Origin of the sequence: Escherichia sp. 20412-1, assembly GCF_003027595.1 — a bacterium.
Classification (GTDB): Bacteria; Pseudomonadota; Gammaproteobacteria; order Enterobacterales; family Enterobacteriaceae; genus Escherichia; species Escherichia marmotae.
The window spans coordinates 16,416-39,440 of record NZ_PYQM01000036.1; the positions used below are offsets into that span (position 1 = coordinate 16,416).

Consider the following 23,025-nt stretch of genomic DNA (forward strand, 5'->3'; position numbering starts at 1 on the left):
CTCTTTTACTTTTGATTTACAGAGTAAAGCGTTGGGATTATCTATCTTCCAAGTAGATTATTGTATTTGAGATCAAGATCACTGATAGAGACATAAGTTGTGTGTATCTTTCCGCCCTCAAATTATTACGGCGGAAAATGATTGAGCCATCGCCGATAGACAGATTTCATTTTTACGGCCAGGCACCTTCCCGGGCTGAACTGGCTAAAAGCTGAATTATTTGCATTCCTCCAGGAGAAATAGATGGAAACAACTCAAACCAGCACGATTGCGTCGAAAGACTCTCGCAGTGCCTGGCGCAAGACAGACACCATGTGGATGCTGGGCCTTTATGGTACAGCAATCGGCGCGGGTGTACTGTTCCTGCCAATCAACGCCGGTGTTGGCGGTATGATCCCGCTGATCATCATGGCCATCCTTGCGTTTCCGATGACGTTTTTTGCTCACCGCGGCCTGACTCGCTTCGTACTGTCTGGTAAAAATCCGGGCGAAGACATCACCGAGGTAGTAGAAGAACACTTCGGTGTTGGCGCAGGTAAACTGATTACCCTGCTGTACTTCTTTGCTATTTACCCGATCCTGCTGGTGTACAGCGTGGCAATCACTAACACGGTAGAAAGCTTCATGGCCCACCAACTGGGCATGACACCGCCGCCGCGTGCGATTCTGTCCCTGATCCTGATCGTGGGTATGATGACCATCGTTCGCTTCGGTGAGCAGATGATCGTTAAAGCAATGAGCATCCTGGTATTCCCGTTCGTTGCAGTTCTGATGCTGCTGGCTCTGTACCTGATCCCACAGTGGAACGGCGCGGCGCTGGAAACTCTGTCTCTGGATACTGCAGCTTCTACCGGTAACGGTCTGTGGATGACTCTGTGGCTGGCGATTCCGGTCATGGTGTTCTCGTTCAACCACTCTCCGATCATCTCTTCTTTCGCCGTTGCGAAGCGTGAAGAGTACGGCGATATGGCAGAACAGAAATGCTCTAAGATCCTGGCATTCGCACACATCATGATGGTGCTGACCGTTATGTTCTTCGTCTTTAGCTGCGTACTGAGCCTGTCTCCGGCAGACCTGGCTGCGGCAAAAGAACAGAACATCTCGATTCTGTCTTACCTGGCTAACCACTTTAATGCGCCGATTATCGCGTGGATGGCACCGATTATCGCGATGATTGCCATCACCAAATCCTTCCTCGGCCACTACCTGGGCGCGCGTGAAGGCTTCAACGGTATGGTGATTAAATCACTGCGTGGTAAAGGTAAGTCTATTGAAATCAACAAGCTGAACCGTATCACTGCGCTGTTCATGCTGGTAACAACCTGGATTGTTGCCACCCTAAACCCGAGCATCCTGGGTATGATTGAAACCCTGGGCGGCCCAATCATCGCGATGATCCTGTTCCTGATGCCGATGTACGCAATCCAGAAAGTACCGGCAATGCGTAAGTACAGCGGTCACATCAGCAACGTATTCGTTGTCGTGATGGGTCTGATTGCTATCTCCGCAATCTTCTACTCTCTGTTCAGCTAAGTCCTTTCGCGCCGCTTTCGGGCGGCGCTTCCTCCGTTTTAACGCGATGTATTTCCTATGATTAGCGTATTCGATATTTTCAAAATCGGCATTGGCCCTTCCAGCTCTCATACCGTTGGACCGATGAAAGCGGGTAAACAATTTACCGACGATCTGATTGCCCGTAATCTGCTGAAAGACGTAACCCGCGTGGTGGTTGACGTCTACGGCTCACTCTCTCTGACCGGTAAAGGCCACCACACGGATATCGCCATTATTATGGGTCTGGCGGGTAATCTGCCAGATACCGTGGATATCGACTCTATCCCTGGTTTTATTCAGGATGTGAATACTCACGGTCGTCTGATGCTGGCAAACGGTCAGCACGAAGTGGAGTTCCCGGTTGATCAGTGCATGAACTTCCATGCTGACAACCTTTCTCTGCATGAGAATGGTATGCGCATCACCGCTCTGGCAGGCGACAAAGTTGTTTACAGTCAGACTTACTACTCCATCGGCGGTGGCTTTATCGTTGATGAAGAACATTTTGGTCAGCAGGATAGCGCACCGGTTGAAGTTCCCTATCCTTACAGTTCAGCAGCCGACCTGCAAAAACATTGCCAGGAAACTGGTCTGTCACTCTCTGGCCTGATGATGAAAAACGAGCTGGCGCTGCACAGCAAAGAAGAGCTGGAACAGCATCTGGCGAACGTCTGGGAAGTGATGCGCGGCGGTATTGAGCGCGGTATTTCCACCGAAGGCGTGTTGCCAGGCAAACTGCGCGTTCCACGTCGTGCGGCGGCACTGCGTCGAATGCTGGTTAGCCAGGATAAGACCACAACTGACCCAATGGCGGTTGTCGACTGGATCAACATGTTCGCACTGGCGGTAAACGAAGAAAACGCAGCAGGTGGTCGAGTGGTTACTGCGCCGACTAACGGCGCGTGCGGAATTATCCCGGCGGTGCTGGCATACTACGACAAGTTTATCCGCGAAGTGAACGCTAACTCACTGGCTCGTTATCTGCTGGTTGCCAGCGCGATTGGTTCTCTTTATAAGATGAACGCCTCGATTTCTGGTGCCGAAGTGGGTTGCCAGGGTGAAGTTGGTGTGGCGTGCTCTATGGCTGCGGCTGGCCTGGCTGAACTGTTAGGCGCAAGCCCGGCGCAGGTGTGCATCGCGGCAGAAATCGCTATGGAGCATAACCTCGGCCTGACTTGTGATCCGGTCGCCGGACAGGTACAGGTGCCGTGCATCGAGCGTAATGCTATTGCAGCAGTGAAAGCAGTGAACGCTGCACGTATGGCACTGCGCCGTACCAGCGAGCCACGCGTATGCCTCGATAAAGTTATCGAAACCATGTACGAAACAGGTAAAGACATGAATGCCAAGTACCGCGAAACATCTCGCGGCGGCCTGGCGATGAAAATCGTTGCCTGCGATTAATCTCTCTCCAGAGGCCTCGTTTTGCGAGGCCTCTTCCTGTTTTCTCATCCAGCCGTAGCCTGTTCCGGTATCGAATGTTACCCTTATCGCCTGATCTTTAAGGGGGTTATCGTGGCTGTTCATTTGCTTATCGTCGATGCACTGAATCTTATCCGTCGCATTCATGCCGTTCAGGGTTCGCCCTGCGTGGAGACCTGCCAGCACGCGCTCGATCAGCTCATTATGCACAGCCAGCCAACCCACGCGGTCGCCGTTTTTGATGATGAAAACCGCAGTAGCGGCTGGCGTCATCAACGTTTACCGGATTACAAAGCGGGTCGCCCACCAATGCCGGAAGAGTTGCACAACGAAATGCCTGCATTACGCGCCGCCTTTGAGCAACGCGGCGTCCCGTGCTGGTCAGCCAGCGGCAACGAAGCCGATGACTTAGCCGCTACGCTGGCGGTCAAAGTGACGCAGGCCGGGCATCAGGCAACCATTGTTTCGACAGATAAAGGCTACTGCCAGCTACTTTCGCCAACGTTGCGCATTCGCGATTACTTCCAGAAACGCTGGCTGGATGCGCCGTTTATCGATAAAGAATTTGGCGTTCAACCGCAACAGTTGCCCGATTACTGGGGGCTGGCGGGGATCAGCAGTTCAAAGGTGCCGGGTGTTGCAGGGATTGGCCCGAAAAGCGCCACGCAGTTGCTGGTCGAGTTTCAGAGTCTGGAAGGAATTTATGAGAATCTCGACACGGTTGCCGAAAAGTGGCGCAAAAAATTAGAAGTACATAAAGAGATGGCGTTTCTGTGCCGCGATATTGCCCGCTTACAAACTGATTTGCATATCGACGGCAATTTACAGCAATTACGGTTGGTACGGTAAAGAGATACCGGATGCTACCGATTAACACCCCATTGAATTTCATGACCGTGTAGGCCGGATAAGACGCGCCAGCGTCGCATCCGGCATTATCACATCAGCGCAATTACCAGGCGGTATGGTAAAGCTCTACAATATCCTCAAGCGTTGCTTCACGCGGGTTGCCACCGGTACAAACATCGTCCAGAGCCGCCTGCGCCAGTGCCGGAATGTCTTCCTTGCGTACACCAACATCACGCAAATGTGGCGGAATACCTACATCGCGATTGAGAGCAAACACCGCGTCAACAGCAGCATTACGCGCCTCTTCCAGGCTCATGCCTTCCACTTTCACGCCCATTACGCGCGCAATATCGCGGTACTTCTCGCCGGTAAATTCGGCGTTATAGCGCATAACATGCGGTAACAGAATGGCGTTCGCAACACCGTGCGGGGTGTTATAAAACGCGCCCAGCGGGTGCGCCATACCATGCACCAGCCCCAACCCAACGTTCGAGAAGCCCATGCCCGCGACATACTGTCCGAGCGCCATCTGTTCTCCGGCATCCTTATCACCGGCAACCGATCCCCGCAGCGCACCGGCAATAATTTCAATGGCTTTAATATGCAACGCATCGGTCAGCGCCCACGCACCACGCGTAATATACCCCTCGATGGCATGAGTCAGCGCATCGACACCGGTCGCGGCTTTCAGCGCCGGTGGCATACCATCCATCATGTCAGCATCAATAAACGCCACCTGCGGGATATCATGCGGATCAACGCAAACAAACTTGCGCCGTTTTTCTTCGTCAGTGATGACATAGTTAATGGTCACTTCCGCCGCAGTGCCCGCCGTGGTGGGGATCGCCAGAATCGGTACGCTGGGTTTATTGGTCGGTGAAAGCCCTTCCAGACTACGCACATCGGCAAACTCCGGGTTGTTGCTGATGATGCCAATCGCTTTACAGGTATCCTGCGGAGAACCACCACCAATAGCGATCAGGTAATCCGCACCGCTGTTCTGGAATACACCCAGCCCTTCTTTGACTACGGTGATTGTCGGATTCGGCACTACGCCGTCGTAAATCGCCCATGCCAGCCCGGCGGCATCCATCTTATCGGTCACTTTCGCCACCACGCCGCACTGCACCAGCGTTTTATCAGTCACGATCAGCGCCTTCTGATAACCACGGCGTTTCACCTCATCGGTTAAAGCGCCAATTGCGCCCCGCCCAAACCATGCCGTTTCGTTCAGAATCATTCTGTTAGCCATCATCCTTCTCCTTGTTGCTTTACGAAATTACTCTTCAATCCGTAATCCATAGGTTTTGAATTTCTCCAGCACCACGGCAATCTCTTCATCGCTCAGTACTGGAACCGGGTCAGTAATCGCCAGGGTCGCCAGATAAAGCTGCGCCAGCACTTCAACTTCATGCGCCAGCCATAACGCTTTTTCCAGATTAGCCTCACAAGCGATAAGCCCATGATGTTGTAGCAGAATTGCTTTACGATTTTTGAGAGCCAGCGCAACATGTTCGGAAAGTTCGCGTGTCCCAAAGGTCGCATAAGGTGCGCAAGGAATGGAATTTCCGCCAGCCGCCGCGATCATGTAGTGAATGGCGGGGATCGGCCGGTTAAGAATGGAAACTGCCGTGCAATGAACGGCATGGTTGTGAACAACCGCGTTGGCATCCGGTCTGCTTTGGTAGGCCGCCATATGGAAACGCCATTCGCTGGAAGGAAGCTTTCCTTCCTCATGTTTACCGTTGCCATCAATAAAGACAATATGCGACTCCGTCAGTTTTTCATACGGAATGCCTGTAGGCGTAATCAGCATCCCATCCTGATAACGTACACTGACGTTACCCGCTGTTCCCTGATTCAGTCCCAGGCGGGTCATTTCCAGGCAAGTGTCAATAATCTGACGAGCAAGTTTATTTCGTTCCATTAGCTACCTCTCTCTGATTCAAAACAGGACAATAATGTTGTTCCTTTCACACTATTGAATTAGCCGTTTAATTACCCACCATCTTCTTCCTGATTAACCGGAAAGAAATTCACAAGCTTATATTTTGTGACCTGGCTCAACTAATCACAGTAAATAACTACGAGGTCTCTTTTTATAACCTCGTTAAAAATGACCGCTCTTAAAAATATTTATCAAAACGGTCATTTTTCTATTTCCCCTAGCCAGAAATGCCCGTTTTCGGCACAAACAATTAATACGGTCATCTGGTTTGTGTTTTTTATGATTTATTTTCTGAAACGGGCATGAAATTTCGATTATTAAAGTGATGGTAGTCACATAAAGTCACCTCCCAGCTAATAAGTGTGACCATCGTCATATTACAGAGCGTTTTTTATTTGAAAATGAATCCATGAGTTCATTTCTGACAGGCAAATATTCACTGGCATGAAGCCCGGACTCGCTGGTTTTGCACTTTTGAAAACATAACCGATTACGTGCTTAAGCTTCTGAACCTAAGAGGATGCTATGGGAAACACATCAATACAAACGCAGAGTTACCGTGCGGTAGATAAAGATGCAGGGCAAAGCAGAAGTTACATTATTCCATTCGCGCTGCTGTGCTCACTGTTTTTTCTTTGGGCGGTAGCCAATAACCTTAACGACATTTTATTGCCTCAATTTCAGCAGGCTTTTACGCTGACAAACTTCCAGGCAGGCCTGATCCAATCGGCCTTTTATTTTGGTTATTTCATTATCCCAATCCCTGCCGGGATATTGATGAAAAAACTCAGTTATAAAGCAGGGATTATTACCGGGTTGTTTTTATATGCCTTCGGCGCTGCATTATTCTGGCCCGCTGCAGAAATAATGAACTACACCTTATTTTTAGTTGGCCTATTTATTATTGCAGCCGGATTAGGCTGTCTGGAAACTGCCGCAAACCCTTTTGTTACGGTATTAGGGCCAGAAAGCAGCGGTCACTTTCGCTTAAATCTTGCGCAAACATTTAACTCGTTTGGCGCAATTATCGCGGTTGTCTTTGGGCAAAGACTTATTTTGTCTAACGTGCCACATCAATCGCAAGACGTCCTCGATAAAATGTCACCAGAGCAATTGAGTGCATATAAACACAGCCTGGTATTATCGGTACAGACACCTTATATGATCATCGTGGCTATCGTGTTACTGGTCGCCCTGCTGATCATGCTGACGAAATTCCCAGCATTGCAGAGTGATAATCACAGTGACGCCAAACAAGGATCGTTCTCCGCATCGCTTTCTCGCCTGGCGCGTATTCGCCACTGGCGCTGGGCAGTATTAGCGCAATTCTGCTACGTCGGCGCGCAAACGGCCTGCTGGAGCTATTTGATTCGCTACGCTGTAGAAGAAATTCCAGGTATGACCGCAGGCTTTGCCGCTAACTATTTAACCGGAACCATGGTGTGCTTCTTTATTGGTCGTTTCACCGGCACCTGGCTCATCAGTCGCTTTGCACCACACAAAGTCCTGGCAGCCTACGCATTAATCGCTATGGCACTGTGCCTGATCTCAGCCTTCGCTGGCGGTCATGTGGGTTTAATAGCCCTGACTTTATGCAGCGCCTTTATGTCGATTCAGTACCCAACAATCTTCTCGCTGGGTATTAAGAATCTCGGCCAGGACACCAAATACGGCTCGTCCTTCATCGTTATGACCATTATTGGCGGCGGTATTGTCACTCCAGTCATGGGTTTTGTCAGTGACGCGGCGGGCAACATCCCCACTGCCGAACTGATCCCCGCACTCTGCTTCGCGGTCATCTTTATCTTTGCCCGTTTCCGTTCTCAAACGGCAATTAACTGAACATATTTCCGAATAAAGTGAGGAATCTGTAATGAAGAAAATCAGCTTACCGAAAATTGGTATCCGCCCGGTTATTGACGGTCGTCGCATGGGTGTTCGTGAGTCGCTTGAAGAACAAACAATGAATATGGCGAAAGCCACGGCCGCACTGCTAACCGAGAAACTGCGCCATGCCTGCGGTGCTGCCGTCGAGTGCATCATTTCCGATACCTGTATCGCGGGGATGGCTGAAGCCGCCGCCTGCGAAGAAAAATTCAGCAGCCAGAATGTAGGCCTCACCATTACGGTAACGCCTTGCTGGTGCTATGGCAGTGAAACCATCGACATGGACCCTACCCGTCCGAAAGCCATTTGGGGCTTTAACGGCACTGAACGCCCGGGCGCTGTTTACCTCGCCGCAGCCCTGGCAGCTCACAGTCAGAAAGGTATCCCGGCATTCTCCATTTACGGCCATGACGTTCAGGATGCCGATGACACATCGATTCCTGCCGACGTTGAAGAAAAACTGCTGCGCTTTGCCCGTGCCGGTTTGGCAGTCGCCAGTATGAAAGGTAAAAGCTATCTGTCACTGGGCGGCGTTTCGATGGGGATCGCCGGTTCCATCGTTGACCACAACTTCTTTGAATCCTGGCTGGGAATGAAAGTCCAGGCGGTGGATATGACCGAACTGCGTCGCCGTATTGATCAGAAGATTTACGACGAAGCAGAACTGGAAATGGCGCTGGCCTGGGCTGATAAAAACTTCCGCTATGGCGAAGATGAAAATAACAAACAATATCAACGTAATGCCGAACAAAGCCGCGCAGTTCTGCGCGAAAGTTTGCTGATGGCAATGTGTATCCGCGACATGATGCAAGGCAACAGCAAACTGGCTGATATCGGTCGCGTGGAAGAATCTCTTGGCTACAACGCCATTGCGGCGGGCTTCCAGGGACAACGTCACTGGACCGATCAATATCCAAATGGCGACACCGCCGAAGCGATCCTCAACAGTTCATTTGACTGGAATGGCGTGCGCGAACCCTTTGTCGTGGCTACCGAAAACGACAGTCTTAACGGCGTGGCAATGCTAATGGGTCACCAGCTCACCGGCACCGCTCAGGTATTTGCCGATGTGCGTACCTACTGGTCACCTGAAGCAATTGAGCGCGTAACGGGGCATAAACTGGACGGGCTGGCAGAACACGGCATCATCCATTTGATCAACTCCGGTTCTGCTGCGCTGGACGGTTCCTGTAAACAACGCGACAGCGAAGGAAAACCGACGATGAAGCCGCACTGGGAAATCTCCCAGCAAGAGGCTGACGCTTGCCTCGCCGCTACCGAATGGTGCCCGGCGATCCACGAATATTTCCGTGGCGGCGGTTACTCTTCCCGCTTCCTCACTGAAGGCGGCGTCCCGTTCACCATGACTCGAGTCAACATTATTAAAGGCCTGGGACCGGTACTGCAAATCGCGGAAGGCTGGAGTGTGGAGTTGCCGAAGGATGTGCATGACATCCTCAACAAACGCACCAACTCAACCTGGCCAACCACCTGGTTTGCACCGCGCCTCACCGGCAAAGGGCCGTTTACGGATGTGTACTCGGTAATGGCGAACTGGGGCGCTAACCACGGCGTTCTGACCATCGGCCACGTCGGCGCAGACTTTATCACTCTCGCCTCAATGCTGCGGCTCCCGGTATGTATGCACAACGTTGAAGAGACAAAAGTGTATCGTCCTTCTGCCTGGGCCGCGCACGGCATGGATATTGAAGGCCAGGATTACCGCGCTTGCCAGAACTACGGTCCGTTGTACAAGCGTTAATACATTACTCCCTGATGTGATGCCCGGTCGCTCCGGCTACCGGGCCTGAACAAGCAAGAGTGGTTAGCCGGATAAGCAATGTTATCCGGCTATATTGCAGGAGCGATTATGAAACAAGAAGTTATCCTGGTACTCGACTGTGGCGCGACCAATGTCAGGGCCATCGCGGTTAATCGGCAGGGAAAAATTGTTGCCCGCGCCTCAACGCCTAATGCCAGCGATATCGCGATGGAAAACAACACCTGGCACCAGTGGTCTTTAGACGCTATTTTGCAACGCTTCGCTGATTGCTGTCGGCAAATCAACAGTGAACTGGCTGAATGCCACATCCGCGGTATCGCCGTAACGACCTTTGGTGTGGACGGCGCTCTGGTTGATAAGCAAGGAAATCTGCTTTATCCGGTCATTAGCTGGAAATGTCCGCGAACAGCAGCGGTAATGGACAATATTGAATGGTTGATCTCCGCACAGCAGTTGCAGGCCATTTCTGGTGTCGGAGCCTTTAGTTTCAACACGTTATATAAGCTGGTATGGTTGAAAGAAAACCATCCACAACTGCTGGAACGCGCGCACGCCTGGCTCTTTATTTCGTCGCTGATTAACCACCGTTTAACCGGCGAATTCACTACTGATATCACCATGGCCGGAACCAGCCAGATGCTGGATATCCAGCAACGCGATTTCAGTCCGCAAATTTTACAAGCCACCGGTATTCCACGCCGCCTTTTCCCCCGTCTGGTGGAGGCCGGTGAACAGATTGGCACACTACAGAACAGCGCCGCAGCAATGCTCGGCTTACCCGTTGGCATACCGGTGATCTCCGCGGGTCACGATACTCAGTTCGCCCTTTTTGGCGCGGGTGCCGAACAAAATGAACCCGTGCTCTCTTCCGGTACATGGGAAATTTTAATGGTTCGCAGCGCGCAGGTTGATACTTCACTGCTTAGTCAGTACGCCGGTTCTACCTGTGAACTGGACAGCCAGGCAGGTTTGTATAACCCGGGTATGCAATGGCTGGCATCCGGTGTGCTGGAATGGGTGAGAAAACTGTTATGGACTACTGAAACTCCGTGGCAAATGCTGATTGAAGAAGCTCGTCTGATCCCACCGGGCGCGGACGGCGTGAAAATGCAGTGTGATTTATTGTCATGTCAGGACGCAGGCTGGCAAGGAGTGACGCTCAATACCACGCGGGGGCATTTCTATCGCGCGGCACTGGAAGGATTAACCGCGCAGTTACAGCGCAATCTACAGATGCTGGAAAAAATCGGCCACTTTAAAGCCTCTGAATTGTTGTTAGTCGGTGGCGGAAGTCGCAACACATTGTGGAATCAGATTAAAGCCAATGTGCTTGATATTCCGGTAAAAGTTCTCGACGATGCCGAAACGACCGTCGCAGGAGCTGCGCTGTTTGGCTGGTATGGCGTAGGGGAATTTAACAGCCCGGAAGAAGCCCGCGCGCAAATCCATTATCAGTACCGTTATTTCTACCCACAAACTGAACCCGAATTTACAGAGGAAGTGTGAAATGCTGAAAACAATTTCGCCGTTAATTTCTCCCGAACTATTGAAAGTGCTGGCAGAGATGGGGCATGGAGATGAAATTATTTTTTCCGATGCTCACTTTCCCGCCCATGCGATGGGACCACAGGTGATCCGCGCTGATGGCCTGTTAGTGAGCGACTTGCTCCAGGCAATTATCCCGTTATTTGAACTGGACAGCTATGCGCCGCCGCTGGTGATGATGGCGGCAGTAGAAGGTGACACCCTCGATCCTGAAGTGGAACAACGCTATCGTGATGCGCTTTCACTACAGACCCCGTGCCCTGAAATCACCCGCATCGACCGTTTTGCGTTTTATGAACGGGCACAAAAAGCCTTTGCGATCGTTATCACAGGCGAACGAGCGAAGTACGGGAATATTCTTTTAAAAAAAGGGGTAACACCGTAATCTCATACCGGTACGCCCGCATGACGCGGGCGGTTATCGAATGATGGGGTGAAAAATATGAAAGCGGCACGCCAGCAAGCGATAGTCGACCTGCTGCTGAACCATACCAGCCTGACCACGGAAGCTCTCTCTGAACAGCTAAAGGTCAGTAAAGAAACCATTCGTCGCGATCTCAATGAATTACAGACGCAGGGTAAAATTCTGCGCAATCATGGGCGCGCTAAATATATCCACCGTCAAAATCAAGACAGCGGCGATCCCTTTCATATCCGGCTGAAAAGCCATTATGCGCATAAAGCAGATATTGCCCGCGAAGCGCTCGCGTGGATTGAAGAAGGGATGGTGATCGCCTTAGACGCCAGTTCAACTTGCTGGTATCTGGCACGCCAGTTGCCTGACATCGACATTCAGGTCTTCACCAATAGCCATCCAATTTGTCATGAACTCGGTAAGCGCGAACGCATTCAACTGATCAGTTCCGGCGGCACACTTGAGCGCAAATATGGTTGTTACGTCAATCCCTCGCTGATTTCCCAGCTTAAATCGCTGGAAATCGATCTGTTTATTTTTTCTTGCGAAGGGATCGACAGCAGCGGCGCACTGTGGGACTCCAATGCGATCAACGCTGACTACAAATCGATGCTATTAAAACGTGCCGCGCAATCGTTGTTATTGATTGATAAAAGTAAATTTAATCGTTCTGGAGAAGCCCGCATCGGGCATCTGGATGAGGTCACGCACATTATTTCTGATGAGCGCCAGGTTGCGGCTTCTTTGGTGACAGCCTGATGGCAATGGTAGCAGGCCGGAGACGACGCCCCGGCCTTGCCCGTTATCGCTCGTCGCGACGACCACCTACCGCAGCCCAGATACGACGGACATGCACCGTCACTTCTTCGCGATCGTGATATAACTGCCGCGCCTGAATCTGAGCATTTATGCCATGTTCATCAAGCTGTGCCTGAATATACGCCAGATTGTGTGACACTTCTTCGTAGCGTTTTTTCATCGGCAGTTTGAGGTTGAAGATTGTTTCACGGCACCAGCCATTAACCAGCCACTGCGCCATCAATGCCGCAACTTTCGCTGGTTTTTCAACCATATCGCATACCATCCATGAGATATTGCTGCGTGTCGGACGGAATTTGAAACCGTCTTCCCGCAGCCATGTCACCTGCCCGGTATCCATCAGACTTTGCGCCATCGGGCCGTTGTCGACGGAATAAACCCACATGTTGCGCTTCACCAGTTGGTAGGTCCAGCCACCCGGGCAAGCACCTAAATCCACCGCCCACATCCCGTTCGCCAGGCGTTCATCCCACTCATCCGCCGGAATAAACACATGAAATGCCTCTTCCAGTTTGAGCGTGGAACGACTCGGCGCATCTGCCGGAAACTTCAGACGCGGAATGCCCATATAGAACGGCGAATTATTGTGGCTGTAAGAGTAACCGGTATAGCAGCAACCTGGGGCAATGAAGAATACATGCACCACCGGACGCTTCGGTGTTTCATAGTTCACCAGCACGCCCGCATCGCGCAAGGCAGCCCGTAGCGGAACCGTGAATTTACGGCAGAATTTCAGTAACTCTTTGCTTTCGTTGGTGTCCGCGACTTCAACACGCAGTTCACCGCCCTTCTCCACCACGCCCTGCAACATGCCAACAATAGGCGTAATGCGGTCTTCTGGCGGCAAATGTTGGAGGAGTTCTCCTACCAAAAACCACTGGCGGGCAAAAATTAATGAACTGAACGGCAGCTCACGAATTAGCTTATCGCCATCATCCGGTTGATAACATTCATAAATGACATAACCCGCATTCTCTTTCACGCGGGCAAAACCGAAGATTTCCCGCTGACCGGCTTTATCGGTAATTTCTGCGGCGCACTCTTTTTCAAAGCCCGGACGACACAACAATACAACCTTATTCATGACTTACGCCCTTGCGCTTTAAACGGATAGCACCGACTAACATTAACGCCCAACCCGCGAGGAAGCTCACACCACCGACCGGAGTGACAAACGCCCACAAACGCAGATGAGACAGCGCCAGGCAATAAAGGCTGCCGCTGAACAGCACCGTGCCTAACGCGAGGAAAACACTACTCCAGTAAAACCAGATACTGATGCGACGCTGCATCGCCACTGCCAGCCCCAAAATCGCCAGTGTATGGAACGCCTGGTATTCAAGGCCGGTCTGGATCCAGCCCATCTCAACGGCTCCCATTGTTTTACTTAAAACATGTGCACCAAAAGCGCCCAGAGCCACAAAAATGAAACCGCTAATGGCGGCAAAAATCAGCATAAAACGGCTGGTCATGGTCGTACCCTACGTAAATTATTGTTCATAACGAAAGCGGAATTTTTCTTGTTCAGCAGCGGCTTTCGCCAGGATCCATTGGCGAAAGGCGGCTATTTTACCCAGTTCTGCCTGACTGTCATGACATACCAGATAAAAAGCATTTTTACTGACCAGAACATCATTAAACGGGCAGACAAGACGTCCAGCCTCGATTTCAGATTGCGCCATCACGTTATTTGCCAGCGCCACACCCTGCCCATGAATGGCAGCTTGTAGCACCATGGCGCTATGGCTGAATATCGGTCCTTGCTGAACGTTAATATGATTTAACCCCAACTGGCGGGTATATGTCTGCCAGTCACGACGGGACGCATCGTGTAATAACGTATGTTTAGCCAGATCTTCCGGGGTCTTCAAGGGTTTTTCACCGGTTAATAGCAAAGGCGAACATACTGGCAACAGGTATTCGGCGTAAAGCTTTTCCACCCGCAGCCCTGGCCAGTTGCCACGGCCATAAAATATAGCGACATCAACGTCGTCCGCCAGTTTATCTTCCTGACGATCGACCGCCTGGATTCGAACATCGATTCCCGGATAAGCTGAATTAAAGCTGGAAAGTCGCGGCACCAGCCAGTGGATGGCAAAACTGGGGAGTAAGCTGACCGTCAACGCACCCTTGGCGCTACGGGCCTGGAGTTTACGCGTTGCTTCAGTTAATTGCGAAAATATCTCTTTGATATCGAGGAAATAGCTTTGCCCTTCCTCGGTCAACAGAAGTGAACGATTACGACGACGGAACAGTTTTAGTCCCAAAAAGTCCTCAAGTGACTTGATTTGATGACTTACTGCGGCCTGAGTCACAAAAAGCTCTTCTGCTGCACGTGTGAAGCTTAAATGGCGTGCGGCGGCATCAAAAACTCGTAAGGCATTTAGCGGTGGTAATCGTTTTGACATGGCTTTTAAACTTTGATGTTAAATGAATTTAACAATTAGATCACAGTATGTAACCTATTAGTTTTTTTTATCTGAGCCATTATAATTTGTCCGTTGAGCTTCTACCAGCAAATACCTATAGTGGCGGCACTTCCTGAGCCGGAACGAAAAGTTTTATCGGAATGCGTGTTCTGGTGAACTTTTGGCTTACGGTTGTGATGTTGTGTTGTTGTGTTTGCAATTGGTCTGCGATTCAGACCATGGTAGCAAAGCTACCTTTTTTCACTTCCTGTACATTTACCCTGTCTGTCCATAGTGATTAATGTAGCACCGCCTAATTGCGGTGCTTTTTTTTTACCTTGCGATCGTGAATTACTGATCCAGTTCGACCATCTCTTTCACGTCAGTGCGGTTGATCTGCTGTTTGTTGCCATTAGCGTCTTTATAAGAAATCATACCGGTTTCATCATCCGTCATCGGTTTGCCATCGGCAATAATGGTGCGTCCATCGTTGGTGTGCATGACATAGTTTGAACCGGAACAGGCACTAAGGGCAAAAGTCAGCATACAGGCAGAGATAATTGCGGCAGTCTTTTTCATCTTCTTCTCCTTAAAGCGATTATTCACTCGCAATAAAAATTCATTAACAGGCTAAAATTAACGCCTAACACTATTAAGCATAAGCGACCGAGTCGCTTTCGCCTGGATATCCAGATGAATCCGAAGGTTAGGGCTATCCTTGTGTCGAAGTGAATTTTGCGCCACGATCGGTTTATCAAGCCGAGGAGTACCATGAACGTTTTTAATCCCGCGCCGTTTCGCGCGCACTTTCCCGCATTACAGGATGCGGGCGTCTATCTCGACAGCGCCGCTACTGCGCTCAAACCCGAAGCCGTTATTGAGGCAACCCGGCAGTTCTATAGCCTGAGTGCTGGAAACGTGCATCGCAGCCAGTACGCCGAAGCCCAACGGTTAACCGCACGTTATGAGGCCGCGCGGGAGAAAGTCGCCCAACTGCTGAATGCATCGGATGACAAAACTATTGTCTGGACACGTGGCACCACCGAATCTATTAACATGGTGGCGCAATGTTATGCCCGTCCACGCCTGCAACCAGGCGATGAAATTATTGTCAGTGTGGCAGAACATCACGCCAATCTTGTTCCCTGGCTGATGGTCGCCCAACAAACTGGAGCCAAAGTGGTGAAACTGCCGCTTAATGCGCAGCGGTTGCCGGATGTCGATTTATTGCCAGCGCTAATGACTCCTCGTAGCCGGATTCTGGCGCTGGGCCAGATGTCGAACGTCACCGGTGGTTGCCCGGATTTGGCGAGAGCGATTACGTTTGCCCACGCCGCCGGAATGGTGGTGATGGTTGATGGAGCTCAGGGGGCGGTGCATTTCCCTGCCGATGTTCAGCAACTGGATATCGATTTCTACGCTTTTTCAGGTCACAAACTTTATGGCCCGACAGGTATCGGCGTGCTGTATGGCAAACCAGAACTGCTGGAAGCAATGTCGCCCTGGCTGGGCGGCGGCAAAATGATCCACGAAGTCAGTTTTGACGGCTTCACCACTCAATCTGCGCCGTGGAAACTGGAAGCCGGAACGCCCAACGTCGCAGGCGTCATTGGGTTAAGCGCGGCGCTGGAATGGCTGGCAGATTATGATATCAACCAGGCAGAAAGCTGGAGTCGCAGTCTGGCGACGCTCGCAGAAGAGGCGCTGGCAAAACGTCCTGGCTTTCGTTCATTCCGCTGTCAGGACTCCAGCCTGCTGGCCTTTGATTTCGCCGGTGTTCATCATAGCGATATGGTAACGCTGCTGGCGGAGTATGGCATTGCCCTACGCGCCGGGCAGCATTGCGCTCAGCCACTGTTAGCAGAATTAGGCGTAACCGGCACTCTGCGCGCCTCTTTTGCGCCATATAATACAAAGAGTGATGTGGATGCGCTGGTGAACGCCGTTGACCGCGCACTGGAATTATTGGTGGATTAATGACGAACCCGCAATTCGCCGGACATCCGTTCGGCACAACCGTAACGGCAGAGTCGTTACACAACACTTTCGCGCCGCTGACGCAATGGGAAGATAAATATCGCCAGTTGATTATGCTGGGGAAACAGCTTCCTGCTTTGCCAGACGAGTTAAAAGCGCAGGCCAAAGAGATTGCCGGATGCGAAAACCGCGTCTGGTTGGGGTATAGCGTCGCTGAAAACGGCAAGATGCATTTCTTTGGTGATAGCGAAGGACGCATTGTGCGCGGTCTGCTGGCCGTGTTGTTGACCGCAGTGGAGGGGAAAACCGCTGCCGAGTTACAGGCACAGTCGCCGCTGGCATTGTTTGATGAGCTGGGATTGCGTGCGCAACTTAGCGCCTCACGCAGTCAAGGGCTGAATGCGTTAAGCGAGGCGATTATCGCGGCGGCGAAGCAAGCTTGATGTTGCACGTTCAAGGTCGGATAAGACGCACCAGACGTCGCCTCCGACCTAATGTTTACCCCTGACGCGCCGCTTTCGCCATCATCTTCTTCAGCGCATGAGAAACCGCAACAAAACCAAAGGTGGCGGTTACCATCGTTGCCGCGCCAAATCCTGACGCGCAATCCATCCGCTTCGGCCCTTCTGCCGTGGCTTTCATCGCACACACCGTACCGTCTGACTGCGGGTACACCAGTGCTTCGGTAGAGAAAACGCAGTCCACGCCGAGCTTACCTTTACTGTTTTTCACCACGCCAAAATCACTTTTCAGGCGCTCGCGCAGTTTCGCCGCCAGCGGATCCTGAATTGTCTTTGCCAGATCAGTAACCTGAATCTGCGTCGGATCAATCTGCCCGCCTGCGCCACCGGTCGTGACCAATGGGATTTTATTGCGACGGCAATAAGCGATCAGCGCCGCTTTAGGTCGCACGCTATCAATGGCATCAATCACATACGAATAACCGGCACTCATATATTGCGCTACGTTATCCGGCGTCACAAAATCATCCACCACCGTTACCCGGCACTCCGGGTTAATCTGGCGAATACGTTCCGCCATCACTTCAGCTTTTGCCAGCCCGACGTTATCGCGCAGCGCGTGAATTTGCCGATTAGTATTGGTGACGCACACATCATCCATATCAATAAGTGTGATTGCGCCAATCCCCGTTCGCGCCAGAGCTTCCGCCGCCCAGGAACCGACACCACCGATACCGACGACACAAATATGCGCATCAGCAAACAGTTGCAACGCTTTTTCACCATACAGACGCGCTGTGCCGCCAAAACGCTGACGCCAGGCATCACTTATTACAACAGACATAGCACCTCAGAATTAAAAAGGGTGAGGTTATCCCTCACCCTGGCTTATCCGTAAAAACGGCGTACAGAATATCACATCAGCCGCTAAAAACGTTACCTGCGCCCGGGGCCGTTTTCAGCACCCAGACACGACCATAGTGATTGTACCAACCGGCGCGGTGGCCAGCTTCAGGGCCAATCCCCTGATAGATATCGAAGTGTTGGCCTTTGATTGCGCCACCGACATCCAGAGCCACCATTAGACGCAGTTCGTACTGACCATTGAATTTGCCGTTATTATCCAGCAGCGGCACTTCTGCCAGCAAGGTAGTACCTGGTGGGATAAGCGAACGATCAGAGGCAACCGACGCACGGCCAACCAGCGGCACTGCACTTGCCCCTTTCACCGGCGCGAAAGATTGCGGTTTAAAGAAGACGAAAGATGGATTCTGTTCCAGCAGTTCGCGAACTTCGGCTTCACTGTGCGTTTCGCCCCAGTGACGAATCGCCTGCATCGACATATCTTCTTTTTTCACTTCGCCACGATCGATCAAAACCTTACCAATACTGCGATAGGCATGACCGTTCTTTCCGGCATAGCTGAAGAAGTTAAGCGGGCTGCCATCGCCAAAATCGATATATCCACTCCCCTGCACATCCATAATGAAGTTATCCATCAGAGAGTTGCTGTAAGCAAGGATATATTTATCGCTCAGTGCCCCCGCGTAGATCTCCGCACGAGACGGCAGACGACCGCGTTTTGGCGGCATACGGTAAATAGGGTACTGAAACTCGCCCTGGCGAGTATGGCGCGCCTGAATTACCGGTGTGTAGTAACCCGTAAACTGCACGTTGCCGTAGTTATCCGCCCCTTCCATCTGCCAGGCGTCAATGCCAAACTGACGCATATTGCGGGTATCACCACCTGCGCGCAGCCACTCCTGCACCGCGTTATAAACATTACTCTGGTTGCCATACAGACGCGGCGACGCGTTACGGATATGGTTAATTTGCTCGGCAAAATCACCGGCGTTAATTGGCGCGCCAACGGCATCTGGCTGGTTCACCAGAGAGAAAGGCTGGGTAAATTTCCCGTCTTTATATTGCTGTCCGCGATCGGTTGGTTTGGAGGAGCAGGCGGCAAGTATCGTTACGACTGCGCCCATAAGAAGGTACTTTACCCAACGTCCTTTCATTGTTCTCTTCTTCAGGTTAAAAAATAAGGCGCAACGAAGATAACAAACCGTTGGGTTTAATGAAATGCGTAGCCGCTCCCTGACGCAAATTTTGCACAAAAAATAGGCTTTAGTGGTTTGTTTTTGTTCAAAAACATCCCAATTCCGTGATCCGGGTAAAAAAAAGGTTGCATGAAAACGCGAGCGGAGTATAGTGCGCATCCACGGACGCGGGGTGGAGCAGCCTGGTAGCTCGTCGGGCTCATAACCCGAAGGTCGTCGGTTCAAATCCGGCCCCCGCAACCAATTAAAATTTGATGAAGTAAAAGCAGTACGGTGACGCGGGGTGGAGCAGCCTGGTAGCTCGTCGGGCTCATAACCCGAAGGTCGTCGGTTCAAATCCGGCCCCCGCAACCAATCAAAATTTGACGAAGTAAAAGCAGTACGGTGACGCGGGGTGGAGCAGCCTGGTAGCTCGTCGGGCTCATAACCCGAAGGTCGTCGGTTCAAATCCGGCCCCCGCAACCAATTATTAAGCACCCTTATGGGTGTTTTTTTATTTCTGCTCTTCCATAAAAAAAGCGCTATTCAGCGCTTTTTTACTATCCCCTTCTCGCCAGCGTCGCCCCATCAGAAAAATACGCTTTAATCCCCGCGAGGATAGACTCTGCAACTTCCTGCTGGAAAGTCGCCGTTTTCAGTTTGCGCTCTTCCTCAACGTTACTGATAAACGCCGTTTCGACGAGAATAGATGGAATATCTGGCGCTTTCAGTACAGCAAACCCGGCCTGCTCAACCTGATTCTTATGCAGCTTGTTGATTTTGCCAAGTTTATTCAGGACTGCCCTACCAAACTTCAGGCTGTCGGCAATGGTCAGCGACTGCACCATATCGAACATGGTGTGGTCGACATAGCGGTCACCGCTTTTGCTCACGCCACCAATCAAATCCGAGGCGTTCTGAGTTTGTGCCAGATATTTTGCCGCAGTACTGGTCGCGCCTTTGGTCGAAAGCGCAAACACGGAAGAACCGCTCGGCTGGCGGCTGGTAAAGGCATCTGCATGGATAGAAACAAAAAGGTCAGCACGTTGTTTCTGTGCTTTTGCTACACGCACTTGCAACGGAATGAAGATGTCTTCATTACGCGTCATGTACACCTTCATATTGCCCTCTTTCTCGATCAGAGAGCGCAGACGGCGGGCAATTTGCAATACCACATCTTTTTCACGCGTTTTGTATTTCCCCACCGCGCCGGAGTCTTCGCCGCCATGGCCCGGATCAAGCATGATGACAATAGGACGATCGCGCCCAGCCTTGCCAGGCTGTGGGCCACTCTGCGCAGGCGGCACCTGCTTTTCGAGATCGCCTTTGTTGTAATCCTCCAGCAGTGCCAGCAGTGGATCCTGCATATCCTGGGCATTGACCGGGTAGAGATCCATCACCAGACGCTCTTTAAACCCGGCAACTGGCGCGAGGGCAAACATCTGCGGTTTTACGTTTTGCTTTAACTCAAAAACCATCCGCACGGTTTGCGGATCAAATTGCCCGACGCGTGCAGACTTGATGAACGGGTCGTCAGCACGAATTTGCGCAGCCATCCCCTTAAGCACCGAGTTCAGGTTTACATCTTCGATATCCACTACCACGCGTTCAGGGTTACTCAACGCAAACTGCTTATATTTCAGTTGACGATTTGATTCTACCGTTACACGGGTATAGCTGGACGCAGGCCAGACGCGCACCGCCACGACCTGACTGACCGCAGCCAGACTCACCTGACTTACGCTCAATAGCCACATGGCACCCGCGCCTTGCAGTAAACGACGACGGCTGATTGCAGTGTTGGATCCCGACATGCCTCTCCCGAGCAAATAAATCTAAGCTGTGTAACAAGTAAACGACCAATTTGACCGGAAACTTTAGCGAAAGACGCATATTCTGTCATCTATAAAACGGTAAACATTCTTTTTATATTCACGGCATTACTGATAAAAAAAATGTTCACGCATAAAATTTGCACTTGCACACGACAAAAAAACAGAATAAAAATACATTAATTTCGAATAATCATGCAAAGAGGTGTGCCGTGGTGAAGGAACGTAAAACCGAGCTGGTCGAGGGATTCCGCCATTCGGTTCCCTATATCAACACCCACCGGGGGAAAACGTTTGTCATCATGCTCGGCGGTGAAGCCATTGAGCATGAAAATTTCTCCAGTATCGTTAATGATATCGGGTTGCTGCACAGCCTCGGCATCCGTCTGGTCGTGGTCTATGGCGCGCGTCCACAAATAGATGCGAATCTGGCAGCGCATCGCCACGAACCGCTGTATCACAAAAATATACGTGTGACCGACGGCGAAACACTGGAACTGGTAAAGCAGGCTGCGGGGACATTACAACTGGACATCACTGCACGCCTGTCGATGAGCCTTAATAACACGCCATTGCAGGGAGCGCATATCAACGTCGTCAGTGGCAATTTTATTATTGCCCAGCCGCTGGGCGTCGATGACGGCGTGGATTACTGTCATAGCGGGCGCATCCGGCGGATTGACGAAGAAGCGATTCATCGCCAACTGGACAGCGGTGCAATTGTGCTGATGGGGCCGGTGGCGGTTTCGGTCACTGGCGAGAGTTTTAACCTGACCTCGGAAGAGATTGCCACTCAACTCGCCATCAAGCTGAAAGCCGAGAAGATGATTGGTTTTTGCTCTTCACAGGGGGTCACCAATGACGACGGCGACATCGTCTCCGAGCTTTTCCCCAACGAGGCGCAATCGCGGGTAGAAGCTCAGGAAGAGAAAGGCGATTACAACTCCGGTACGGTGCGCTTTTTACGTGGTGCAGTGAAGGCTTGCCGCAGCGGTGTTCGTCGCTGTCATTTAATCAGTTATCAGGAAGATGGCGCGCTGCTACAAGAGCTGTTCTCACGTGACGGTATCGGTACGCAAATTGTGATGGAAAGCGCCGAGCAGATTCGTCGCGCAACAATCAATGATATCGGCGGTATTCTGGAGTTGATCCGCCCGCTGGAGCAGCAAGGTATTCTGGTGCGTCGTTCTCGTGAACAACTGGAGATGGAAATCGACAAATTCACCATTATTCAGCGCGATAACACAACTATTGCCTGCGCTGCGCTCTATCCGTTCCCGGAAGAGAAAATTGGCGAAATGGCCTGCGTGGCGGTACACCCGGATTACCGCAGTTCTTCCCGTGGTGAAGTCCTGCTGGAGCGTATCGCAGCCCAGGCCAGGCAAAGCGGCTTAAGCAAATTATTTGTGCTGACCACGCGCAGTATTCACTGGTTCCAGGAGCGTGGTTTTACCCCGGTGGATATTGATTCACTGCCAGAGAGCAAAAAGCAGATGTACAACTATCAGCGTAAATCCAAAGTGCTGATGGCGGATTTAGGGTAAGCGATGAAAATCGCCAGATGCGATATGCGCAATGCCCGGGTGCATAATAAACACGCTAGCATCGCATCAGGCATTGACGCTCATCGTCGGATGCGGCGTGAACGCCTTATCCGACCTACGTCAAATCGAAGACGTTGATGGCGGATTTAGGGTAAGTGGTTGAAATCGCCAGATGCGATATGCGCAATTTCCGGGGGCATGATAAACACGCTAGCATCGCATCAGGCATTGACGCTCATCGTCGGATGCGGCGTGAACGCCTTATCCGACCTACGTCAAGTCGAAGACGTTGATGGCGGATTTAGGGTAAGTGGTTGAAATCGCCAGATGCGATATGCGCAATGCCCGGGGGCATAATAAGACGCGCATGCGTCGCATCAGGCATTGACGCTCATCGTCGGATGCGGCGTGAACGCCTTATCCGACCTACGTCAAGTCGAAGACGTTGATGGCGGATTTAGGGTAAGTGGTTGAAATCGCCAGATGCGATATGCGCAATGCCCGGGGGCATAATAAGACGCGCATGCGTCGCATCAGGCATT

At 51.4% G+C, this 23,025-nt stretch carries 20 protein-coding genes and 3 tRNA genes; 14 read left to right on the top strand and 9 right to left on the bottom strand.

Features of this window, described 5'->3' with window-relative positions:
* Positions 1-243: 243 nt before the first annotated feature.
* The 3 genes from sdaC (at position 244) to xni (ending at position 3,825) form a co-directional block, all read left to right on the top strand.
* On the top strand, positions 244-1,533 hold the full coding sequence (sdaC, locus tag C7B16_RS18915; protein WP_000450483.1) for an HAAAP family serine/threonine permease SdaC: 1,290 nt from the start codon (positions 244-246) through the stop codon (positions 1,531-1,533).
* A 57-nt stretch (positions 1,534-1,590) separates the two neighbouring features.
* Positions 1,591-2,958 (top strand): L-serine ammonia-lyase II, encoded by a 1,368-nt coding sequence (sdaB, locus tag C7B16_RS18920; protein WP_000626404.1) that lies wholly within the window; start codon positions 1,591-1,593, stop codon positions 2,956-2,958.
* Between the two features lie 111 nt (positions 2,959-3,069).
* Entirely contained in the window at positions 3,070-3,825 is a 756-nt protein-coding gene (gene xni / locus C7B16_RS18925) for a flap endonuclease Xni (protein ID WP_024191905.1), read from the top strand.
* 103 nt (positions 3,826-3,928) lie between these two features.
* Here the strand turns inward: xni and fucO are convergent, their stop codons facing one another.
* Positions 3,929-5,077: a lactaldehyde reductase gene (fucO, locus tag C7B16_RS18930; protein ID WP_000013549.1), complete on the bottom strand. Its 1,149-nt coding sequence runs from the start codon at positions 5,075-5,077 to the stop codon at positions 3,929-3,931.
* 27 nt (positions 5,078-5,104) lie between these two features.
* Complete coding sequence (gene fucA, locus C7B16_RS18935; RefSeq protein WP_000440771.1) at positions 5,105-5,752, bottom strand: L-fuculose-phosphate aldolase; 648 nt, start codon at positions 5,750-5,752, stop codon at positions 5,105-5,107.
* A 546-nt stretch (positions 5,753-6,298) separates the two neighbouring features.
* On the opposite strand from fucA, the gene fucP reads away from it, so the two are divergent.
* The 5 genes from fucP (at position 6,299) to fucR (ending at position 12,162) form a co-directional block, all read left to right on the top strand.
* Positions 6,299-7,615, top strand: a complete 1,317-nt coding sequence (gene fucP / locus C7B16_RS18940; RefSeq protein WP_000528583.1) for an L-fucose:H+ symporter permease — start codon at positions 6,299-6,301, stop codon at positions 7,613-7,615.
* 31 nt (positions 7,616-7,646) lie between these two features.
* Positions 7,647-9,422: an L-fucose isomerase gene (gene fucI, locus C7B16_RS18945; RefSeq protein ID WP_107179995.1), complete on the top strand. Its 1,776-nt coding sequence runs from the start codon at positions 7,647-7,649 to the stop codon at positions 9,420-9,422.
* 108 nt (positions 9,423-9,530) lie between these two features.
* Complete coding sequence (fucK, locus tag C7B16_RS18950) at positions 9,531-10,949, top strand: L-fuculokinase (protein WP_105276448.1); 1,419 nt, start codon at positions 9,531-9,533, stop codon at positions 10,947-10,949.
* A gap of 1 nt (position 10,950) precedes the next feature.
* The gene (gene fucU, locus C7B16_RS18955) at positions 10,951-11,373 is read left to right on the top strand and encodes an L-fucose mutarotase (protein ID WP_000920827.1); all 423 of its coding nucleotides are present in this window, start codon (positions 10,951-10,953) and stop codon (positions 11,371-11,373) included.
* A gap of 57 nt (positions 11,374-11,430) precedes the next feature.
* On the top strand, positions 11,431-12,162 hold the full coding sequence (gene fucR, locus C7B16_RS18960; protein WP_010378533.1) for an L-fucose operon activator: 732 nt from the start codon (positions 11,431-11,433) through the stop codon (positions 12,160-12,162).
* Positions 12,163-12,205: 43 nt separating this feature from the next.
* Here fucR and rlmM read toward each other — a convergent pair whose 3' ends face one another.
* The 4 genes from rlmM to C7B16_RS18980 all read right to left on the bottom strand — a co-directional run bounded on the left by rlmM (position 12,206) and on the right by C7B16_RS18980 (position 15,209).
* Positions 12,206-13,306: a 23S rRNA (cytidine(2498)-2'-O)-methyltransferase RlmM gene (gene rlmM, locus C7B16_RS18965; protein WP_001045507.1), complete on the bottom strand. Its 1,101-nt coding sequence runs from the start codon at positions 13,304-13,306 to the stop codon at positions 12,206-12,208.
* Complete coding sequence (locus tag C7B16_RS18970; RefSeq protein ID WP_000203905.1) at positions 13,299-13,694, bottom strand: DUF423 domain-containing protein; 396 nt, start codon at positions 13,692-13,694, stop codon at positions 13,299-13,301. The genes rlmM and C7B16_RS18970 overlap by 8 nt, the downstream gene beginning before the upstream one ends.
* Before the next feature lie 18 nt (positions 13,695-13,712).
* Positions 13,713-14,630, bottom strand: coding sequence for a glycine cleavage system transcriptional regulator GcvA (gcvA, locus tag C7B16_RS18975; protein ID WP_000044401.1), 918 nt, complete (start codon positions 14,628-14,630; stop codon positions 13,713-13,715).
* 351 nt (positions 14,631-14,981) lie between these two features.
* Positions 14,982-15,209 carry a YgdI/YgdR family lipoprotein gene (locus tag C7B16_RS18980; protein WP_038355739.1) on the bottom strand — a complete coding sequence of 76 codons (228 nt, stop codon included), beginning with the start codon at positions 15,207-15,209 and terminating at the stop codon, positions 14,982-14,984.
* A 192-nt stretch (positions 15,210-15,401) separates the two neighbouring features.
* On the opposite strand from C7B16_RS18980, the gene csdA reads away from it, so the two are divergent.
* Positions 15,402-16,607, top strand: coding sequence for a cysteine desulfurase CsdA (gene csdA, locus C7B16_RS18985; RefSeq protein WP_016249142.1), 1,206 nt, complete (start codon positions 15,402-15,404; stop codon positions 16,605-16,607).
* A complete protein-coding gene (csdE, locus tag C7B16_RS18990; protein WP_000184239.1) occupies positions 16,607-17,050 on the top strand; it encodes a cysteine desulfurase sulfur acceptor subunit CsdE in 444 nt (147 codons plus the stop codon). Before csdA ends, csdE begins: the two co-directional genes overlap by 1 nt.
* A 55-nt stretch (positions 17,051-17,105) precedes the next feature.
* Here csdE and tcdA read toward each other — a convergent pair whose 3' ends face one another.
* Positions 17,106-17,912 (bottom strand): tRNA cyclic N6-threonylcarbamoyladenosine(37) synthase TcdA, encoded by an 807-nt coding sequence (gene tcdA, locus C7B16_RS18995; RefSeq protein WP_000117724.1) that lies wholly within the window; start codon positions 17,910-17,912, stop codon positions 17,106-17,108.
* A gap of 76 nt (positions 17,913-17,988) precedes the next feature.
* Positions 17,989-19,086, bottom strand: a complete 1,098-nt coding sequence (mltA, locus tag C7B16_RS19000) for a murein transglycosylase A (protein WP_000678632.1) — start codon at positions 19,084-19,086, stop codon at positions 17,989-17,991.
* Positions 19,087-19,294: 208 nt separating this feature from the next.
* Here mltA and C7B16_RS19010 point away from each other — a divergent pair.
* From C7B16_RS19010 to C7B16_RS19020, 3 genes are all read left to right on the top strand, one after another.
* A tRNA-Met gene (locus tag C7B16_RS19010) sits at positions 19,295-19,371 on the top strand.
* A 34-nt stretch (positions 19,372-19,405) separates the two neighbouring features.
* Positions 19,406-19,482 (top strand) — tRNA-Met (locus tag C7B16_RS19015).
* Positions 19,483-19,516: 34 nt separating this feature from the next.
* Positions 19,517-19,593: transfer RNA gene (locus C7B16_RS19020), tRNA-Met, on the top strand.
* 74 nt (positions 19,594-19,667) lie between these two features.
* Here C7B16_RS19020 and amiC read toward each other — a convergent pair.
* Complete coding sequence (gene amiC, locus C7B16_RS19025; RefSeq protein WP_000016909.1) at positions 19,668-20,921, bottom strand: N-acetylmuramoyl-L-alanine amidase AmiC; 1,254 nt, start codon at positions 20,919-20,921, stop codon at positions 19,668-19,670.
* 230 nt (positions 20,922-21,151) lie between these two features.
* Between amiC and argA the strand changes: the two genes are divergently transcribed.
* On the top strand, positions 21,152-22,483 hold the full coding sequence (gene argA, locus C7B16_RS19035; RefSeq protein ID WP_107179996.1) for an amino-acid N-acetyltransferase: 1,332 nt from the start codon (positions 21,152-21,154) through the stop codon (positions 22,481-22,483).
* Positions 22,484-23,025 lie beyond the last annotated feature (542 nt).

Excerpts from the sequence above, each read along its gene's own strand:
- sdaC (WP_000450483.1), top strand. The coding sequence starts at position 244 with ATGGAAACAACTCAAACCAGCACGATTGCGTCGAAAGACTCTCGCAGT.
- sdaB (WP_000626404.1), top strand. The coding sequence starts at position 1,591 with ATGATTAGCGTATTCGATATTTTCAAAATCGGCATTGGCCCTTCCAGC.
- fucO (WP_000013549.1), bottom strand. The coding sequence starts at position 5,077 with ATGGCTAACAGAATGATTCTGAACGAAACGGCATGGTTTGGGCGGGGC.
- fucA (WP_000440771.1), bottom strand. The coding sequence starts at position 5,752 with ATGGAACGAAATAAACTTGCTCGTCAGATTATTGACACTTGCCTGGAA.
- fucP (WP_000528583.1), top strand. The coding sequence starts at position 6,299 with ATGGGAAACACATCAATACAAACGCAGAGTTACCGTGCGGTAGATAAA.
- fucI (WP_107179995.1), top strand. The coding sequence starts at position 7,647 with ATGAAGAAAATCAGCTTACCGAAAATTGGTATCCGCCCGGTTATTGAC.
- fucK (WP_105276448.1), top strand. The coding sequence starts at position 9,531 with ATGAAACAAGAAGTTATCCTGGTACTCGACTGTGGCGCGACCAATGTC.
- fucU (WP_000920827.1), top strand. The coding sequence starts at position 10,951 with ATGCTGAAAACAATTTCGCCGTTAATTTCTCCCGAACTATTGAAAGTG.
- fucR (WP_010378533.1), top strand. The coding sequence starts at position 11,431 with ATGAAAGCGGCACGCCAGCAAGCGATAGTCGACCTGCTGCTGAACCAT.
- rlmM (WP_001045507.1), bottom strand. The coding sequence starts at position 13,306 with ATGAATAAGGTTGTATTGTTGTGTCGTCCGGGCTTTGAAAAAGAGTGC.
- C7B16_RS18970 (WP_000203905.1), bottom strand. The coding sequence starts at position 13,694 with ATGACCAGCCGTTTTATGCTGATTTTTGCCGCCATTAGCGGTTTCATT.
- gcvA (WP_000044401.1), bottom strand. The coding sequence starts at position 14,630 with ATGTCAAAACGATTACCACCGCTAAATGCCTTACGAGTTTTTGATGCC.
- C7B16_RS18980 (WP_038355739.1), bottom strand. The coding sequence starts at position 15,209 with ATGAAAAAGACTGCCGCAATTATCTCTGCCTGTATGCTGACTTTTGCC.
- csdA (WP_016249142.1), top strand. The coding sequence starts at position 15,402 with ATGAACGTTTTTAATCCCGCGCCGTTTCGCGCGCACTTTCCCGCATTA.
- csdE (WP_000184239.1), top strand. The coding sequence starts at position 16,607 with ATGACGAACCCGCAATTCGCCGGACATCCGTTCGGCACAACCGTAACG.
- tcdA (WP_000117724.1), bottom strand. The coding sequence starts at position 17,912 with ATGTCTGTTGTAATAAGTGATGCCTGGCGTCAGCGTTTTGGCGGCACA.
- mltA (WP_000678632.1), bottom strand. The coding sequence starts at position 19,086 with ATGAAAGGACGTTGGGTAAAGTACCTTCTTATGGGCGCAGTCGTAACG.
- amiC (WP_000016909.1), bottom strand. The coding sequence starts at position 20,921 with ATGTCGGGATCCAACACTGCAATCAGCCGTCGTCGTTTACTGCAAGGC.